The 18,204-nt window shown below is 46.2% G+C and carries 20 protein-coding genes; 7 read left to right on the forward strand and 13 right to left on the reverse strand.

Going from position 1 to position 18,204, the window contains the following annotated elements:
- Window positions 1-3: 3 nt before the first annotated feature.
- Window positions 4-576 (forward strand): NUMOD4 domain-containing protein, encoded by a 573-nt coding sequence (locus WBG78_RS21390; RefSeq protein ID WP_337328531.1) that lies wholly within the window; start codon window positions 4-6, stop codon window positions 574-576.
- A 124-nt stretch (window positions 577-700) separates the two neighbouring features.
- Here WBG78_RS21390 and WBG78_RS21395 read toward each other — a convergent pair whose 3' ends face one another.
- Entirely contained in the window at window positions 701-1,075 is a 375-nt protein-coding gene (locus tag WBG78_RS21395; protein WP_337328532.1) for an Hsp20/alpha crystallin family protein, read from the reverse strand.
- Window positions 1,076-1,564: 489 nt separating this feature from the next.
- On the opposite strand from WBG78_RS21395, the gene WBG78_RS21400 reads away from it, so the two are divergent.
- The 3 genes from WBG78_RS21400 to WBG78_RS21410 all read left to right on the forward strand — a co-directional run bounded on the left by WBG78_RS21400 (window position 1,565) and on the right by WBG78_RS21410 (window position 5,442).
- Window positions 1,565-3,280: a S8 family peptidase gene (locus WBG78_RS21400; RefSeq protein WP_337328533.1), complete on the forward strand. Its 1,716-nt coding sequence runs from the start codon at window positions 1,565-1,567 to the stop codon at window positions 3,278-3,280.
- A gap of 264 nt (window positions 3,281-3,544) precedes the next feature.
- Complete coding sequence (locus WBG78_RS21405; RefSeq protein WP_337328534.1) at window positions 3,545-4,525, forward strand: aspartyl protease family protein; 981 nt, start codon at window positions 3,545-3,547, stop codon at window positions 4,523-4,525.
- Between the two features lie 44 nt (window positions 4,526-4,569).
- The gene (locus tag WBG78_RS21410) at window positions 4,570-5,442 is read left to right on the forward strand and encodes a cupin-like domain-containing protein (RefSeq protein ID WP_337328535.1); all 873 of its coding nucleotides are present in this window, start codon (window positions 4,570-4,572) and stop codon (window positions 5,440-5,442) included.
- 80 nt (window positions 5,443-5,522) lie between these two features.
- Here WBG78_RS21410 and WBG78_RS21415 read toward each other — a convergent pair whose 3' ends face one another.
- Window positions 5,523-6,176 (reverse strand): hypothetical protein, encoded by a 654-nt coding sequence (locus WBG78_RS21415; RefSeq protein ID WP_337328536.1) that lies wholly within the window; start codon window positions 6,174-6,176, stop codon window positions 5,523-5,525.
- Window positions 6,177-6,366: 190 nt separating this feature from the next.
- On the opposite strand from WBG78_RS21415, the gene WBG78_RS21420 reads away from it, so the two are divergent.
- A complete protein-coding gene (locus tag WBG78_RS21420; RefSeq protein WP_337328537.1) occupies window positions 6,367-8,838 on the forward strand; it encodes a transglycosylase domain-containing protein in 2,472 nt (823 codons plus the stop codon).
- Between the two features lie 32 nt (window positions 8,839-8,870).
- Here the strand turns inward: WBG78_RS21420 and WBG78_RS21425 are convergent, their stop codons facing one another.
- The 11 genes from WBG78_RS21425 to WBG78_RS21475 all read right to left on the reverse strand — a co-directional run bounded on the left by WBG78_RS21425 (window position 8,871) and on the right by WBG78_RS21475 (window position 16,859).
- Entirely contained in the window at window positions 8,871-9,866 is a 996-nt protein-coding gene (locus WBG78_RS21425; RefSeq protein WP_337328538.1) for an MlaD family protein, read from the reverse strand.
- Window positions 9,867-9,877: 11 nt separating this feature from the next.
- Window positions 9,878-10,654, reverse strand: coding sequence for an ABC transporter ATP-binding protein (locus WBG78_RS21430; protein WP_337328539.1), 777 nt, complete (start codon window positions 10,652-10,654; stop codon window positions 9,878-9,880).
- A complete protein-coding gene (locus WBG78_RS21435; RefSeq protein WP_337328540.1) occupies window positions 10,651-11,406 on the reverse strand; it encodes an MlaE family ABC transporter permease in 756 nt (251 codons plus the stop codon). The genes WBG78_RS21430 and WBG78_RS21435 overlap by 4 nt, the downstream gene beginning before the upstream one ends.
- A gap of 110 nt (window positions 11,407-11,516) precedes the next feature.
- Window positions 11,517-12,047 carry a low affinity iron permease family protein gene (locus tag WBG78_RS21440; protein WP_337328541.1) on the reverse strand — a complete coding sequence of 177 codons (531 nt, stop codon included), beginning with the start codon at window positions 12,045-12,047 and terminating at the stop codon, window positions 11,517-11,519.
- A gap of 10 nt (window positions 12,048-12,057) precedes the next feature.
- A complete protein-coding gene (locus WBG78_RS21445) occupies window positions 12,058-13,134 on the reverse strand; it encodes a DNA topoisomerase IB (protein WP_337328542.1) in 1,077 nt (358 codons plus the stop codon).
- A gap of 221 nt (window positions 13,135-13,355) precedes the next feature.
- Window positions 13,356-13,700 carry a hypothetical protein gene (locus tag WBG78_RS21450; RefSeq protein WP_337328543.1) on the reverse strand — a complete coding sequence of 115 codons (345 nt, stop codon included), beginning with the start codon at window positions 13,698-13,700 and terminating at the stop codon, window positions 13,356-13,358.
- Window positions 13,701-13,893: 193 nt separating this feature from the next.
- Window positions 13,894-15,096, reverse strand: a complete 1,203-nt coding sequence (locus WBG78_RS21455) for an NAD(P)/FAD-dependent oxidoreductase (RefSeq protein ID WP_337328544.1) — start codon at window positions 15,094-15,096, stop codon at window positions 13,894-13,896.
- 163 nt (window positions 15,097-15,259) lie between these two features.
- Window positions 15,260-15,949: an OmpA family protein gene (locus WBG78_RS21460; protein WP_337328545.1), complete on the reverse strand. Its 690-nt coding sequence runs from the start codon at window positions 15,947-15,949 to the stop codon at window positions 15,260-15,262.
- Window positions 15,950-15,960: 11 nt separating this feature from the next.
- Window positions 15,961-16,377, reverse strand: a complete 417-nt coding sequence (locus WBG78_RS21465; protein WP_337328546.1) for a hypothetical protein — start codon at window positions 16,375-16,377, stop codon at window positions 15,961-15,963.
- Complete coding sequence (locus WBG78_RS21470; RefSeq protein ID WP_337328547.1) at window positions 16,374-16,559, reverse strand: CsbD family protein; 186 nt, start codon at window positions 16,557-16,559, stop codon at window positions 16,374-16,376. The genes WBG78_RS21465 and WBG78_RS21470 overlap by 4 nt, the downstream gene beginning before the upstream one ends.
- Before the next feature lie 36 nt (window positions 16,560-16,595).
- A complete protein-coding gene (locus WBG78_RS21475) occupies window positions 16,596-16,859 on the reverse strand; it encodes a YtxH domain-containing protein (RefSeq protein ID WP_337328548.1) in 264 nt (87 codons plus the stop codon).
- 523 nt (window positions 16,860-17,382) lie between these two features.
- On the opposite strand from WBG78_RS21475, the gene WBG78_RS21480 reads away from it, so the two are divergent.
- The gene (locus WBG78_RS21480; RefSeq protein ID WP_337328549.1) at window positions 17,383-17,829 is read left to right on the forward strand and encodes a DUF2267 domain-containing protein; all 447 of its coding nucleotides are present in this window, start codon (window positions 17,383-17,385) and stop codon (window positions 17,827-17,829) included.
- A 53-nt stretch (window positions 17,830-17,882) separates the two neighbouring features.
- On the forward strand, window positions 17,883-18,053 hold the full coding sequence (locus WBG78_RS21485) for a DUF1328 domain-containing protein (protein WP_337328550.1): 171 nt from the start codon (window positions 17,883-17,885) through the stop codon (window positions 18,051-18,053).
- The last annotated feature ends 151 nt before the right edge of the window (window positions 18,054-18,204 follow it).

Here is an 18,204-nt window from a genome sequence, read left to right on the forward strand (position 1 = left end):
CCTATGGCTAAAACAACGAAAGAACCCAAGCTGAAGCTCCTTTCTGGCGAGTCCTGGAAGGAACTTAAATTAAAGAAAGGCACAACCACCAAGCGGTATGCCGTGTCCGACAAAGGACGCATCGTCAGCTTCAAGTCGAAACTTGACGACGGTTATGTTTTAAAGCCTCGGCTCACGCAAGGCTATCCCAGCATTACCATCGGCCGGGAAGAAACGCGTCAAAACTATTACATCCACAGACTTGTGGCTGAATACTTCTGCAAGCCAGGAGCATCGGATGCAAACTTCGTTATTCACGTTGATCACAAAAAAGAGAATAACAAAGCTAACAATCTGAAGTGGGTAAAGCATGACGAACAGATCAAGCATGCCTTGAAAGATCCCAACGTTCTTGTGCGGATGAGTCCTGATGAAGGCCCCAAACTTACTGCCGATAAAGTGAAATCTATTAAAGTCGCCCTCTTCAAGAGCAAGAAGCAACCTACACTGAAGGCACTTGCAAAAAAATTCCGTGTATCTGACATGCAGATTCATCGCATCAAGACCGGAGAGAACTGGGGACATATAAAAGTCTAGAATACTCTTCCTTCTCCCCAAAAAAGCCACGCCTGGTTCCTGCGTTAACAGCAAGTTCCAAGCGTGGCTTTTTTACTTCCGGCCCAACGGCCGCCCTATTGGTCTCTGCAGACCGGAGTTTCTTTTAGGAAGACTCTACCTTCCGATGATATCCACTAGCCAGTTCGTTGTAAGGCAACTTCACAACCATCTCACGTCCTTCAACAGTAGCATTTACTCGCTTCAGGTCGATAAAATAAGGCTGTTGTTTATTGTACAATGAATAAGGCAAACGCATGGTCTTGCCAACTGACTCTATGTCCATCATATAGAAGATCGACACATGATCATTGTGAACTTCAACCTGGATGCGCTCTGCGTCGATACCCGGGATCTTTACCCGGATCTCGCGATGGTCATCGTGTTGGTTGAGTGTCACCTGCGGCTCGCTTCTTCCACCGTTCAACACGTTCATGATGTCTACGGAAGCAAGCAGGTCTAAATATTGACTTCGTTTCATAATCTGATTCTCCTTCATTGACCTTTGATCAAGGTCTGTACCATGAAATTAAGACAGACAAAACGTCACCAATTGGTAGCTCAATAAGCCATTATGCCAGACTATTTGCCTTCATAAGACTTTATGAGCGTATAATTTGACGCTTAAAATCTCAGTTTATAGAACGCCTCATTACAGATTGAGGTTCCTCTGCAGCAGTTGTTTCAGGTTTTTCCACACCCGCGAGGACCTGCTTTGCAACATATCCGAAGAATGTTGCAAAAACGGTCACGACCGATCCCAGAACGAAATACATATATTGAAGTGGTTGAGTATTCAAAGATGGCTGTTCTGACATTAGCACTTTTGAGCGCCTGCCTCTTTGGGTCACGGGCGTAATATCGGCAGGACTTTTGTCGTAAATCGGGCTATGCCGGTAGCATAAAGGCGGGCAAATATTCAACAACCCTTGTTATATTGTAGCCCTATTTCATTTAAAACCAACGAATTATGAGCGTACGCAAGCTGAAGTGTGTTTTTCTGATGATTTTAAGTGTTTTCAGTTTTAGCGTGGCAAGTGCCTTCGAACGGCAAACGTTAGCTGCACGCGATACCGCAAATGAAGATACGGCAAATGTCCCAAAAGACTGGTTTTTGAAGGATCCGGAAGCCGACCACCTGCAGGGAATCAGCGTAGAGAAAACTTACATGACTTTACTGAAAGGAAAGCCATCAAAAACAGTTCTCGTTGCAGTCATCGACTCTGGAATCGATATCGAACATGAAGATCTGCGGGATGTCATCTGGACAAACGCAGACGAGATACCTGACAACGGCATTGATGACGATAAGAATGGATACGTCGATGATGTTCACGGATGGAACTTCCTGGGAAACAAAGACGGAAGCAATGTGGACGAAGATACGTATGAAGTAACGCGTGAATACGCTCGTTTAAAAGCCTTATACGAAAACGTTGACGAAGCAAAAGTAAGTAAGAAAAACAAGGCTGAGTTTGCTCTGTGGCAGCGCGTGAAGGCCAAGTATGAACGTGATTTCAAGGCCAACAAAGACCAGTACGACCAGTATAAGCAGCAGCATGACCTCTATCAGAACGCCTATGTTACCCTTAGCTTCTGCGACAGCATCATCAGCAAAAGCATGGGCGGAAAAGCAATTATGAAGTCAAACCTGGCAGAGGTTAATTCTACAAACGATACCCTTCGATTCGCAAAGGAGACGCTGACAAAAGTTCTTGAAAACGTGGATGGAGACATTGCCGTTTCCGAATTCCTCAACGAGCTGAAAGGCTATCTCGGTCAACTGGAAGAAGGTCTTGACCATTATGGTACTGCCGTAAACTTCGGATACAACCTCGAGTTCAATTCGCGCAAGATCGTTGGTGACGATCCCAATAACTTATACGAAAAGGGATATGGCAACAACGATGTTGAAGGCCCTGATGCACGTCATGGAACGCACGTAGCTGGTATTATAGGTGCGAACCGTAGTAACGAGATTGGTATCAAGGGTATCGCTGATAACGTGCGTATTATGGTTTTACGTGCAGTTCCGAACGGCGATGAGAGAGATAAAGACATTGCCAACGCTATTCTGTATGCGGTCGACAATGGCGCCCAGGTAATCAACATGAGTTTTGGAAAGGCTTTCTCTCCTCAGAAGGAAGCTGTGGATAAGGCAGTAAAATATGCCGAATCGAAAGGAGTGCTGCTGGTTCATGCTGCTGGTAATGATGGCGACAACATCGATAAGGAAGAAAACTATCCTTCGAAGGTTTTAAAGAATGGCAGTGAAGTAAGAAACTGGCTTGAGATCGGTGCTTCTTCGTTTGGTGCAGACGAACACTTTGTGGCCACCTTCAGCAACTATGGCAAAAAGTCGGTGGATCTTTTCGCACCTGGCGTGGAAATGTACTCTACCGTACCTAACAATCAGTACGAAGATTTGCAGGGTACCAGCTTTGCTTCACCGGCTACTGCCGGTGTTGCTGCACTGCTGCTGTCTTACTATCCCGAATTGAATGCTGCTCAGATTAAAGATATCCTTCGTCAGTCAACCCGCAAGTTTGATGGCCTTAAGGTTACGAAACCCGGTACTGCCGAAGAGGTGCCGTTCTCAACACTTAGCTCAACGGGAGGGCTGGTGAATGCGTTCGAAGCTGTTAAGCTTGCAGAAACTTATAAGGCGTCGCCTAAGACGAAATAAGCGTTCACAACTTGTCCAATATCGCTCATCGACCGGTCTCAGATCGGTCGATTTTCATTTTATATCATTCCCTCCCAACCAAAAATACCACGCTGTGCGTGATGCTTTTTATTCAAAATTACCCATCTGAATACCGCATTCGAATGTAACCCTGCATTTATATCGCTGGAATCGGCTTTAGCTATGCAGTAAAAATCAGCCTTTACGCGTGTTTTTGCGCAGGGGAACGAGAGGTAGCTTTTCTACCGCTAAGCTCACACCCAAATGTTCAAGAACAGGATATTGCCCCTCATTACGCTGGTTCTCGTAATCACGTATTCAGATACTTTTGCTCTCGGCCCTGGCGTCTCTATTCCCAAAGCAGGTTTTTCCCTCCCGGATTCAATTGAAGAAGTTACTGTTCGTTACAAGCGCGCTAATAACCTCATACTTCTTCCAGTAACGATTAATGATAGTCTCCATGTAAATCTCATTCTTGACACAGGATGCCGAAACGTCGTGTTGTTTGGAAAGCGGTTCCTTAAGGAGTTCCAAATTAATCCTGATAAACGCGTGGAGTTTTCAGGACTTGGATCCGGCAACTCAATATCAGGAAGGATAGCACTTGGCAACAAGGTTGCCATTGATGCAGTGCTTGGAGAGCGCATCCCAGTAGTGATCGTTCCAAATCCAAATCTGTTTGGATCTTACTCTGGTGTCGACGGTATTATCGGATATGACATTTTCATCAAGTTTGAAATTGAACTGCACAACAGTCAGCAGCTAATCACTTTCCGGCCAGCTCAAACAGCACAGCTGCCTGACGACTATAACCTTATTCCTATACGCGTGGAGGATTCCCGCCCGATCATCCAGTCAACAATTTCAATACAGGGCAAGGAGGAATCAATGGACATTATGATTGACACCGGCTCGTCCCTCGGTCTGTTACTGAAGACCAACGAAGGAACCGCTCTGTTCAAGAATGTGAAACAGACCATACTTGGCCGGGGATTGAATGGTCCGATTGAAGGAGTTAACGTAAGGGCTGATGGAGTGCGACTGCACGATTTTCTTTTGCGGCGTGTGCCGGTGGGGGTTGTGCATTCTGCATGGTCCGGTATGCCCTCAATCGGAATGGATGTATTGGGGGAATATTCCCTCGTACTGAATTACTGTAAGGGATATGCCGGCCTGAAAAACAGCACAACGTCTGCCATAACCGAACTCAAACGATCGAACCGCACCGCCTACGCAGATTTTTAAAATCAGGGAGACAGCGTTATTTTTGTACCTTAAATCATTACGGAATGGCGCTGGATGTACAGACCCCGATACCAGTGGTTGACGGAACAACCATAACAAGGGAAGAGTTTTATCGCAACTATTATAAACCTCAAAAGCCGGTAATTCTTCGCGGTCTTTGGAAAAAGTACCCTGCTTACTCGAAGTGGACTATGGACTTTTTCAAACAATCTATGGGAAACATTGAGGTAGGCCTCTACGGCAATCGCAAAGAAGACATTTCAAAGACTCTTCAGGTTCCGAATGCGGTGATGCGATTCGACGAATACCTTGACCTCATCGAGCGTGAGCCAACTGATCTGAGACTTTTTCTATTTCCTGTATTCAAACACAAGCCTGAGCTGCTGAAGGATTTCGGATACCCTGAAATTGCCAGGGGATATATCAAGATTCCGTTCATGTTCTTTGGCCCGCCGAAATCAATTGTTCGGATGCATCAGGATATTGATATGAGCAACGTCTTCCTGACACAGTTCCATGGTCGCAAGCGTGTATTTTTGTTCGCACCCGATCAGTCAACATTGTTGTACAGGCTTCCATTCAATGTTCACTCAACGGTAGATGTCGACAATCCGGATTACGATGAATATCCAGGTCTGAAATATGTAAAGGGAATGAGTGCCACTATCGGTCACGGTGATACACTGTTTATGCCGAGCGGCTACTGGCACCACATGGAGTATCTTGATGGCGGTTTCGCTCTGGCTATCCGTACCATCGCGCATAGCCTGCCAATGAAGTTAGGAGGTTTGTGGAACCTGACGGTACAGCGGACTACCGATAACATCATGCGAAAAATCAATGATGAAAAGTGGTTCGACTATAAGAAGAAGCTTGCAAGAACCCGTGCTGATAGGGCCATCAGCGAATTAAGCTGAAATCGCCAATTCGGTAAACGTTTGTAAAAAGATTCAGGCTCGTAGCTCATCGACCACCCGGTCGATGGGCGGGGCTTAAACTACACGGCTATCGCGCCGATATAATTCTCAGCTTTGCGTCTTACACTTTCGTGAAACTCCGTGATCGCTTTCGTATGGAGTGCAGGATAGAGTTTGGTATCGCGGAAGTTGGAATCACTTCTATAAAGTGTATCGTGATGTACTTCGGTCGCACCGTCTTTGGTAGCCTTTAACGAAATCCATTGCGATCCCGCCGACGCACCTCCAACCATATAGCAAAGTTTGAACATCATCTCATCGTGATTTACCTCAGCAATCTGATGAGCAACTGCGATATTCAATGCGCCCCAAAGCAGACGCAGGTTGAGGATGATAATCTGGCCTTCTTCAATGCCGGAGCACTCATCGTGAATATAGTGGACACGATTTTTTCGGGTACAATATTGCACACCGAAGCTCACCATGTCACCAGTCCATGCATCACGGGGATGGATCTTCATGTAGGCATCCCAAACGAGATCCGGACGTTGTCGAACTACAAACTTCTTATGATGCTTATGGTACTGCCCCGCGTCCGCAGTGGTACAGCCAGCAGACTGCATACGTGTGAAACCAGATGTAGAATGAAGTCCAAAATTGTTAATGAATTTCCGAACCTTTTTCTGACGGATCTTTGCAAGATCGATGGCGCTGTGATGAGTTGAATTGTGCATCCGACTGATAAAAAAATAGAGACAGTTTAATAAAGTTAAGGCTTTTTTCGGGCTAAGCCTAACGTTGATGGATATGGCTCGGTTTTTGGCGGCGAACGGCAGGATTGATGGGCCCTTTGGTAAGTCGAAATATCTTGCGACCTAATGGGGGCCTTGCTAACTTCGGCCCCGCCTTGCGGAGATTCTGGTTATGAACGAGATATTTAAGCGCATATGGCACTGGCTTCATCCCTATTGGCGGAAGTTTCGCGAGGGAATTCAGCCAGCGCTTGAATACACAAACGGCATCATAAACCGCATCCGGGAATACTATCGTACGCATCCCCGGGCCCGAAAACTTACCCTTTTTCTGGGTCCTCCCCTCGCCTGCTTTCTCATTCTCATTACGGTTGTGCTCATTGATAGCCCAGGCAAAACGGAGCTTGGTCGCATTCAAAATCAGGTGGCCTCTGAGGTGTACAGTGCCGACAGCGTCCTTCTTGGACGATATTATACTCAGGATCGCACTGAAGTCAGGTACGAGGCCATAGCACCGTCGGTAATTGATGCCCTTATCGCAACCGAAGACGTTCGCTTTTATCAGCATGAAGGCGTCGATTATATAAGCCTCGGACGCGTATTGTTCAAATCGATTCTCCAGCAAGATGAATCGTCGGGTGGTGGCAGTACTATCACCCAGCAATTGTCGAAGAACCTGTATCCCAGAAAACGTTATTGGGTGTTGTCAATGCTGGTAAACAAACTCCGCGAAGTGATCACCGCCCGCCGCCTCGAAAAGTTATACAGCAAGAAGGAGCTGCTTACTATGTATCTCAACACGATACCATTTGCCGACAACACATTTGGCATACAGGCAGCGGCTCAGCGTTTTTATTCAACCACGGCTGCAGGACTTTCGACCGATCAGTCTGCCGTACTCGTTGGTATGCTTAAGGCCACAACATCATATAACCCAAGAGTATATCCGGAACGCGCCTTTCACCGGCGCAATGTTGTATTGAGTCAGATGGTGAAGTACAATTTTCTTCCAAAAAAATCCGCTGACTCTCTGTATGTAAAACCAATTGATCTTAAAATCAATAAGGTATCACATCACATGGGCCTGGCTCCCTATTTCAGAGAATATCTCAAGAGCGAACTTCTCACCTGGTGCAAGAACAACAAGAAAAGCGATGGCAATCCATACAACCTGTATACGGATGGACTGCGCATTTATACAACCATAAACTCCAAACTTCAAACGTATGCCGAAAATGCAGTTGCTGAACAGATGACTATTGTTCAGAAACAATTCTTCGAGCATTGGGGAAAGGAAAAACCCTGGAAGGGCAAGGAAGTAGTGGTTCAGGAAGCAATCCGTCGCAGCACCCGGTATAAGAAACTGAAGCTGCAGGGTATGAGTGAAGATGAGATCATGAAGGTAATGAAGAAGAAGGTACCTATGAGATTGTTTTCCTGGGACGGCGAACAGGAGGCTACTATAAGTCCGATCGATTCGATTGAGCACACCCTTCAATTTCTCAATGCAGGTTTCCTTGCTGTTGAACCGGGAAGTGGTGCCGTGAAAGCATGGGTAGGTGGTATTGACCACGACTATTTTCAATACGACCACGTGAAGATCACGACCAAGCGACAGGTGGGATCCACCTTCAAACCGATCGTATATGCCATGGCCCTGGAGAAAGGGATTCAACCTTGTGAACTGATTTCCGCAGGACAGCAAACCTACATCGACAAAGAAGGAGTAAAGTGGACGCCACGCAACACTCAGAACGATTACCAGGTAGAGTATACCATGCGGGGTGCATTGGCATATTCTGTCAATACAGTCGCTGTAAAACTTATCGATCAGGCAGGTGTTGACAACACTATCAAGCTTGCGCGAAAGATGGGGATCACAAGCGAGCTACCCGACGTTCCATCGATCGCGCTGGGATCATCATCCATCTCGCTGTTTGAGATGACGGGAGCGTATGCCTGCATCGCCAATGAAGGCGTTGCGTCACCGCCGTATTACATCGATAGTATTCAGGACCTGGAAGGAAATACATTCAATGAATTCAAGTCGCCGGGAAAAGGAGAACGCGCCTTCTCGCCTGAGACCGCACGATTGGTAACCCGCATGATGCAGAGTGTAGTTCATGAAGGCACAGCATCGAGATTGCGCTGGAAGTATGGCGTCTACAACGATGTGGCAGGTAAGACTGGCACTACGCAGGCAAACGCTGATGGCTGGTTCATGGCGATGACACCGAAACTCGTTATCGGCACATGGGTTGGCGCCGATGATCCACGTATTCGTTTCAGATTGACCGAACTTGGGCAGGGATCAAGTACGGCTCTTCCGATGGCCGCCTTCTTTCTTAAGCAGGTGAACAAAGACCCTGAGTTCAAGGAGATCTCCAATGCAAAGTTCAAGCCCCTTCCCTCTCAGTTGTCAGCAGAACTCGACTGCGATTTATATGAGTTGAATGCCGACCTCATGGAACAGATCAGACACACGGTAGAAAAACGCGATTCAATCATCCGCGCAGATACTACTGCAAAGCCACCGTTTGAAACGTTCCTGGAAGTTCTCTACAAGCGCAAGATGAAAATCATGCGCGCCAATAACCCCGACACTTCACGCACCAATCAGGTTCGCGTTCTTGGAGGAGAATAACTCTCTGAGTGACAGCGTCACCTAAACGTGTTTTACTGATTTTGCTTTGCTGCAGCGGCTGCCTTCGCTGCCTTCTTCTCCTGCTTCTTAAAGTAGCCTCGTAGCAGGAAATTATGTTTCAATGCAAGCATATTCGAGTCGAGCTTTGCTGAAGCCGACTCTGCGTTAGCAAGTGTAACCTTGAGCTGATTTGCAAAAGCAGTATCTGCAAGCAGCACGTTGACGGCATTGTTGCTATCATTGAGTTTGGCGACTGCCACGCGTAGTTGTTCAGTCAGCTCCTTTGTATTACTTCCGGCCGCGGCGACATTGTTGAGGGCCTGCTCGAACGTATACGCGTATGTAGTATCAGAGATTATTTTGGTGGCCAGTCCATTTCCGGAGTTTATCTGGGCAAGCATCTTTGTAAGATCAGCGGTCGCGCGGTTTGTGTTGTCACCCGCTGACTTCAGTGAGTGAACGACATCACGCAACTCCCGCGATAGTGGTCCTTCGTTTAACAATTCACCGACGAGGCCCTCTCCATTGTGGATGCGCGCAGTGATGTCTTTAATATCGTCGGTAAGACTGCGGGTGTTCGCCCCGACGTCTTTGGCAATGTTGATCAATTCCTGAGTGTCCGTGGGTGAAAATGTGTTGATGGTGTCATTGTCCTGAACAATAGCCGCAGCATTGCCTGGCCTTACAACGACGATCTTGTTACCGACTAAACCATCTGATCCAATAAACGCCGTTGCATTCTTCTTAATGAATTCGTTCTGTTTGTCGCGAAGTGCCATAGCAACAACTACCTCACCCTCCGACACAATTTGAACGTGCTTCACGGTGCCAATCTTTACACCCGACAACCAGACCTTGTCACCTTCCTTCAGTCCCTCTATGTTTTTGAACACCGCCATTATGGTGAACGTTCGGTTGAATATTGTGTTCTCACGCCCGATGTAGAACAGTGCGACGATAAACAGTAAGGTGCCTGTAAACACAAACGCACCGAGTTTAATATTTTGTTTTAGTTCTTCCGTTTGCATGAGAATAACCTTTAGTAGTTGAAGAACGCCTGTAGTTCTTTTGGATTCTGTTTTTTTAACTCTTCGAATGTACCTTCGACCTTGTTCGTTCCATCGAACAATCCGATCACGCGATCAGACACCTGATGCGCACAGGTGATGTCGTGGGTAATGATTATCGAAGCAGTTTGGTACTTACTACGAACAGTGAGAATGAGCTCGTTAATTTCTGCCGAAGTCTCCGGATCCAGACCAGCCGTTGGCTCATCATAAAGCATGATCTTCGGATTCAGAATAAGTGTTCTGGCGATGCCGATGCGTTTTTTCATTCCGCCTGATAATTCTGCCGGACGAAGATTTGCCGCTGACTCCAACCCGACATCCTGAAGGCTTTTCATCACCCTTTCATTGAGTTCCTTTCGGTCGTAAATTCCCAGATTTCGCTTAAGCGGAAATTCAAGATTTTCGCGCACCGACATGGAGTCATACAGTGCACTGAGCTGAAACGAGAAACCGACCTGAAGACGAAGTTCATTAAGTTCACGCGCGTTGAGCGACGGCACGTCGTAACCCAATACATTGATTGAACCCGAGTCCGGCTTGAGGAGTCCGACCATACATTTGATCAAAACTGATTTCCCGGTTCCGGACTTGCCAAGTATGACCAGGTTTTCGCGGTCATATAAGTCAAGATTCAAGCCGCGCAACACCTTACGATCGCCGAAACTTTTGTAGAGATCTCTTACGGTAACTACGGCCTCAGGAGCAGTAAAGCGAAGGGTCGATGATTTTTGATCCTGTGTATTCATCGCCTGAACAGATTAATGATTTGAAGCCCCAGCAGATCGACCACAAAGATGAGAATCATCGATACAACTACGGCCGTATTTGCAGAACGGCCAACACCAGTCGTCCCATTCTCTGAATGATATCCGGCATAGCAACTGACAATGCCGATAACAAATCCAAAGAAGGCTGACTTGATCATCGACGAATTAATATCGAGCAAAGTGATGACAGCAGATACTTCCGTATAGAACAGCTGAAAGCTGGAACCATTGATACTGTTCACCATAAAGTATGATCCGAACAGGGCCATCACGTCGGCAAACACAACCAGCAAAGGGAGCATTAACGTCGTTGCTACTACTCTGCTGACGACCAGGTATGAAAATGGTCTGGTACCCGAAACTTCCATGGCATCGATCTGTTCAGTCACTTTCATGCTTGCAAGTTCGGCGCCGATATTGGAGCCCAGCTTACCTGCGCAGATCAACCCTGTTATTAGCGGTCCAAGCGATCGCACAACGGCCTGCGATACCAGTGACGGAAGCCACGATTCGGCACCGAAAGACGCCAGCGAAGGCCGTGATTGTTTAGTGAAAACTATTCCCGCAAGAAAAGATGTAAAGGCGATCAGGAACAACGACCTGTTCCCTACCAGATAACATTGATGAAGAATCTCCCGTACTTCGAAAGGAGGAAGGAAGGCGTTCTTGAAAAAGCGGCTAACGAACTTATGGATATCCGCAATCTTGGCAAGGAACAACTTGAACTTCATTAACGTGAGATTACTTCAATGCTTCTTTAAAAGACGTGCCAGTCGTTGAGAAAGCACAATTTACTCAGACAGAAGCCTGTAATGCTAATTAAGAAAAGGAAATGTGGAGATTATTGCCCACTGGCCGTTGCCTTACGGCTCTTGCTCTTGTGAACCTTATCTGCCTCGTCGAGGGAGTGACTGCTGAAGAGGTCCTTTTCGTTTTCAGCCAGCGTTGAAAGCTTGATATAAAATCGCTTCAATGTTTCAAGTTCGTTCTCGGAGAGGTCTTCAATGTCAATCAATCGGTTGCTTGCCGATTTCTGGCTGGCGATAAGTTCGTTCAATTTCAACTGGATGGCCATCGTGTCTTTATTCTGCGATTGCTGAATTATAAACACCATGAGAAACGTAATGATCGTAGTGCCTGTGTTGATGACCAACTGCCATGTGTCAGAGAATCCGAATATAGGCCCGGTGATGGCCCATATCAATACAACTAAGAATGCGGTGATGAATGCGGCCGGTCGGCCTGTAGCGCGGGTTACAAATTTGGATACTTTGTCGAAGAAGGGGACGCGCTTGTTTTCTGCATGAAGATACACCTCGTCTGCCTCACTCTCGGAGGAGACGCCTGCCTGGCGCGGTTTATTCGGATCCATACTTGTTTTGTTATAGACGCTTCAGGATTTTCATCAACACCCGTTCATCCTGCGTGAGCCCGTCGATGGTGTCCTCACCCTCGGCAGCCTCAAGCTGACCGAGATATTTCTGAAGATTTTGCTCTTCGTACATTCGGATGATCACCGGATGTACATAGTATTTCTTACAGATCGTTCGGGTGTTGCCAAGCTTTGCGCTAACCTCATCCAGTGCCTGCAATACATTCTTTTTGATAATGCTTTGCGTAGTAGCCTGACCCAAAATCTTAAACGACGACAATATCGAAAGTGTTCCAGCCCAGGTACGGAAATCCTTTGCTGAGAAATCTTTGCTTGTCGTTTCCCTGATATAGTCGTTTACCATTCCGGAATCTATAGAGCAACGTACTCCGTCTTCATTGAAATACTGGAACAACTCCTTTCCCGGAATGTCCCGGCACGCCTTTACTATTCGGGCAAGGCGCTTATTCTTAAGAGTAATAGTATGAAATATGCCCTTCTTTCCCTTGAAAGAAAATTTCATCGTTGCCCCATTGATATCAACGTGTCCATCTTTTAGAGTGGTAAGACCATATGAGCCATAAAGTTTTTCATACTCACTGTTTCCTACTCGTATGAATGTTCGCTGCATCAGAGACACTACGGTTGCCAGCACCTTCTCACGCGATAGTTTCGAGTTGGAAATATCCTTCTCTATCCGTTCACGCAAGTGAGGAAGCTCTTTCCCGAATTCATAAAGCCGATGAAACTTTGTTTGATTTCTGATTGCACTCCACTGCGGATGATACTTGTACTGCTTTCGACCACGAACATCGTATCCGGTCACCTGAATGTGACCATTATCTTTTGTGCATATCCACACCCGTGTCCATGCCGGAGGGATGACCAGCTTGCGTATTCTGAGGAGCACGGCTGGATCGCGAATGATCACGTTATTCAAAGTGTAGCTGAAACCACTGCCTTTCTTCGCGCGCAGTATGCCAGGCGTTGAATCAGTAACATACAGGAGGCTCGCGGCCTCTGCAGTCCTTTTGTAATTACGGTGCATCTTGATTGACTCAAGACGCGTCATGGGCATTGGTTGCATATACTTACGGGTTCGATCCCGGCTGTGTTCCGTCTGGCACTACAAGGCTCAAAGCCGTGTAGCAAAAAGTCAGTAAGGCGGCGAAAACCATCGCCCAGTCATTCTGTATGTACCCCAGGCATATCCTTGTTAAAGTGACCATCGGCACCTCGGTACGACCGAGGGATGCTCGCGGATTCCAAAATCGGGACAACAGGGCCATAAAATTTAGAACAAAACGACTATTTCTTAGTGATCTCTTCGACAGCCCGTATAAAAGTGGCCAACTTTGCGTCGGAATAGGCGCCGTACGCATCCACCAAAGTTCCTTTTTTCCCGTCCGTCGTCTCGATCAGATACAGGATGGAGTTCTCATCCGGATCGGAATAACCCTCGAATCTGTAGAAGTTCGAGATCTTAACATCCTCCGGTGAATAGTGATTATCCTTGCCCGAAGTCAAGGCTCCGTTTTCAAATTTGAAGTCCTCCACAAAACCATCCTTAACGGCGTGGTTGAGCGCTTCAGACAGCGTTGACATTTTCAACGTCGCGTCTTGCTTTTGTGCTGCTGTTGTGTTCGGTGACATAACTTTGAAAGTTTTTTCTATCACAATCGAAAAAGCTTGCCAGCCTGAAATAGGCCGCTGGTTGATTTAAATAAGACACGTTGTGGAATTCTTACTACAACGATAACGTGATTGTGTTGATAAGTTGATCGCTTCAAATTACCTGTATATACTATCAGCGTGTCGTTTAACTGATACGTAACAAGCAATAACATTATCGGCCGAACCTGAAGTAATGAAGAAACTTATTTTCTCTTCCGGCCATGGCATCTGAAAGTATCTGCATTGCCATGATGCTGAATGTAATTCCATTGCCACCAAAGCCCAGTACAAAGAAGCTGTTGGGGTAATCGTGATGTGCGCCGATGTAGGGCAGCGCATCTTTTGTTACTCCGAATGTACCCGCCCAGGTGAAATCGGGAATAATGCTGAGACCAGGCACGAAAATTTTCAGTTGTTCGATAAGTGCCAATTCCTTTCTATCAATCAGTGCATCGCGTCGCAGAGCATTTTTGAACGGCACGTCAGCGCCTCCAACCAATAAACGATTATCGGGTGTGGACCTCAGATAGAGGTAAGGATCATCCGTATTCCAGAAAATATTCTCGCGCAACGGCGCGGGTATATCAAATGGTTCGCTCACGCAGGCATAAGTACTGATAAGATCCGCGACATTGTCTTTAAGAAAGGAAAGTGTCTCATAACCTGTAGCGAATACTATTTTGGAAGTGCTGATATGCCAACCGCCTTTGACGTGCACATCATTTCCCGAGGACTGATAGGCAATCGCCTCGATCTCAGTATGATCATATATACGCAGAGAATGGTTTGTGGCAGCATCGTCCAACAATGCATGCGCGAGACAATATCCATCAACGCATGCCGCTACAGCAGAACGAATAGCTCCAAATCCATGCACTCCATAGGTCCCGAGCAAATCCTTCTGATCTATCCATTCAACGTCAATACCAGCCGACTTACGGCTTGCAAGTTCTGCTTTCAGCGCCTCGCTCTGCTTTCGGTTGTGTGCAACGTATATGCTCCGTCTGCGTTCGAACTCACAGGCTATACGTCGGTCCCGGACAATCTTCTCCAATTTCAAAATAGCCTCGACGCCTCCGCGATAACAATCCCTTGCCTGTTCCTGACCAACCTTCTGCGTTAAATCAGTAAGTGACATGTCGATCTCATATTGAAGAAGGGCGGTAGTCGCACTGGTGCTGCCTAAGGAAACATCATTCCTGTCTATCAGGACGGTATTATATCCTTCGGTAGCGAACTGCCACGCCATGAGAGAACCAGTGATCCCTCCCCCGATTACCAGAACATCACAAGCAAGGTTGCTGCGAAGTGAGGGATACGAATTGATCAATCCGTTCTTCAGCAGCCAGTATGTTTCACAGGAACGAACACGCATGTTTAGAATGACAAATAGGAAATGGGAAAGTAGAATACTCTAAAACTGGGAGCAACAATCAAGAGGACAAGGTCAGCGGAAAACGGAACTGAGTAAGCCAGGCAGACACAAAAAAAGAAAGCCGGCAAGCAGCTTTCTTTTAGTGTCTCAAAGACATGTCATCCTATTCACCAAGCTCACCCTTCTTGGCCAGCTTTTTCATTTCATCGTTAGCGTAAATAGCGACTTCAACCCGGCGGTTCGACTTTTTACCAGCCTCTGTATCATTTGAAGCCAGCGGTTGTTTCTCACCATAGCCTTTGGTTGTAATGCGAGAAGTCGCCACCTGTTGTTCAACGAGATATGACTTCACCTCACCTGCTCTTTTCTCAGATAACGACTGATTGTAATTATCGTCACCGGTATTGTCGGTATGACCTTCAACAAGAATATTCGTGTCGTCATACTTCTTTAATGTACCGGCAAGTTCTGACAGATTCGTTTTTGTAGCTGATTGCAGGGAATACGAATCGAAGCCGAAGAGAAGACCGGAATCGAAAGTTATGAGGATACCTTCACCCACTCTTTCGACCGTTGCTCCTTTCAAGTCTTCTTTCAATTCTTCGGCCTGTTTATCCATATGTCGGCCGATCAATGCGCCTGCAGCACCACCGACTGCTGCTCCAATGATAGCACCAACAACAGTGTTGTCTGACTGGTGTCCTATCACTCCACCAATAGTGCCACCGACACCTGCTCCAATCGCACCTCCTTTTGTCGTATTCGAAGCCTTACAGCCACTGAATAGCTGCGCAACAACCAGCAGCATGATCGTTCCGCCGGAAGCGACGGTATTTAAGAAATTTCTTCTCATGACTGACAGTTTTATTCGTCCAGTTTATCCTTAACCCGCTCTTTTACTTTCTCAAACTCCACCTTCACTTCGTCAGCGGTATTTCGTGCACCCTGCTGAATGTCATCCCAGGTGTCGTCTGAGGCCTTATCTATTTCATCGAGTCGCTTTTCAACTTTATCGCGCTGGACGATTAAGTCCCTTTTTGACTCCTCAAGTTGATTCTTTGCATCTCCCGAAGCTTTATCCACTTTGGCAGATACTTTATCCAGACGATCATTGATATCGTCGCGCAGTGATTGCAAATCCTTTTTTATAGCATCGCGTTCATCACGAATATCCTGCGCTACACTTTCTTGTGCTTCCTCCACCTTTCTGTCTGAGCGTTCGCTGCATTGGAAACATAGAACACCCGCAATCAAAGAAGCGGCAATTGCTAGCTTGTTCATATAGCTTCTATCTCTCTTTTCAGTTCGTCCTTTGTTTTACCGAGCCTCTTTTGAAGGCGGCCGTACAGTTCATCCTCTTTTCCTTCTGTGAAGAGCAGATCGTCATCTGTAAGGTTGGCGTATTTCTGCTTAAGTTTTCCCTTTACTTCATTCCAATTACCTTTTATTGATAGCTTGTTCATGGTCTTTGTACTTTAATCGTTATATATTGAATTCAATTACATCTTTACTTTTTCACTCGCATGATTGATGGCATCTTTACTTCCGCGGGCGAGCTGATCAATCTTGTGATTGAATTGCTTACGCAAGACAGCAAGTGAATCATCAATAGAAGCCATCACATCGTCTTTCATTTTAAGAGATCCGCCGAGTAGTTTCCTCCTGGTCTTTGCGCCTGACGATGGTGCCAGTAAAACACCAATTGCAACTCCGATTGCCGCGCCTGCAATGAGGCCTCCGATCAGTTTCTTTGTATTTTTCATTTTGATATAATTTTATAGTGAGACACCTGAACTCAAGTCACCGCGAAGCAACGAACTACACTGAGTGTGGAGTACAGTTGCTAAGCGATGATCAAAGGTTCCTGATGAGATTAGAGAAAACTTTGTGCCACGTGTCAACTCACTTGTAAATGGCTTGAATGCGGTTGTTTTCGGGAAAAGTTGTCCACAGCGTGTATTCCACGTTCAACAATTTGGGTTCAACAATTTGGTATAGTCCGTACAGGATCATGATCAATTCGGAACGCAGATCCAACACCTATTGTTGAGTGTCCAACATTTAATGTTTAGTGTCAATATTTTATTGGCAGGCCTGCGAGCTGAATGCTCCAGGCATTTAAAGTGTCAAATACCAAGGTGAATTTCCACGCCACTCACACTTTTTCGTGGACTACATTCTACATCTCTATCCTCTGAAGCCCGTTTTTTGACGGAAAAAGCGGAATTGATTGAATTGGTACGAAGATAGTCTATGGTCTTGCGTATCTAAATCCACTAACAACCCATGGTAAGTTCACTAGCCTTCACCAACCAGGACGAACAATCCGTAAGATTTTTTAAAGAAGTTAAAAGTAATCTCGGCCTTCGATCAACGAAAAAGATCGTGCGCATTGTACGCGCGATTCTGTCGCAGCTTCGACGAACACTGTCGCCGGAGCAAACCAATATGGTAATTAAAACGCTACCCAGCTTGTTTCAACTGTTGTTCGTTGCAAACTGGAGATACGACGACACTCAGCAATCGATAATGCATCTTGATGAGCTGGTCGACCACCTGTATAAGGAGGACAGGAAACAAAAAAAATCTCTGTTCACTTCAGAAGTCGACACTCTAAATTCAGTAATACTGGTTATTACGAAGCTTGACAAATTCTTTGGAATTCTTGGATTGAACGTCTTCAGGTACTCCTTAACGCAGGAGTTAAAACAAGCTGTAGCGCAGGACGCATAGTCTTGCTTTAAACAGCAATTAGTCAGATAAACAAAACATAAACAAAAACAAACATGCTACGCTGGACTGTAATATTTCTGATCATTGCACTGGTTGCCGCCGTCTTTGGTTTCGGTGGAATAGCAGCAGGTGCTGCTTCAATTGCCAAGGTGCTGTTCTTTATTTTCCTTGTGCTTTTTGTGTTGTCGCTTATATTTGGAGCAACAATATTCAAACGGCGATGAAGGTATGGACGGGTGTGCATTTGGAATGCATGCCCGTCCATTTCATTTTTAAAGAAACGCTCTCAATTATGAATATGGAAAACGGAACTCCTATTATCAGCAATCCCAATCAGGAAGATAAATCGGGCAGGCCTACGTACGCTTCAGCCGC

The organism is Chryseolinea sp. T2, from assembly GCF_037203685.1.
Lineage (GTDB): Bacteria > Bacteroidota > Bacteroidia > Cytophagales > Cyclobacteriaceae > Chryseolinea.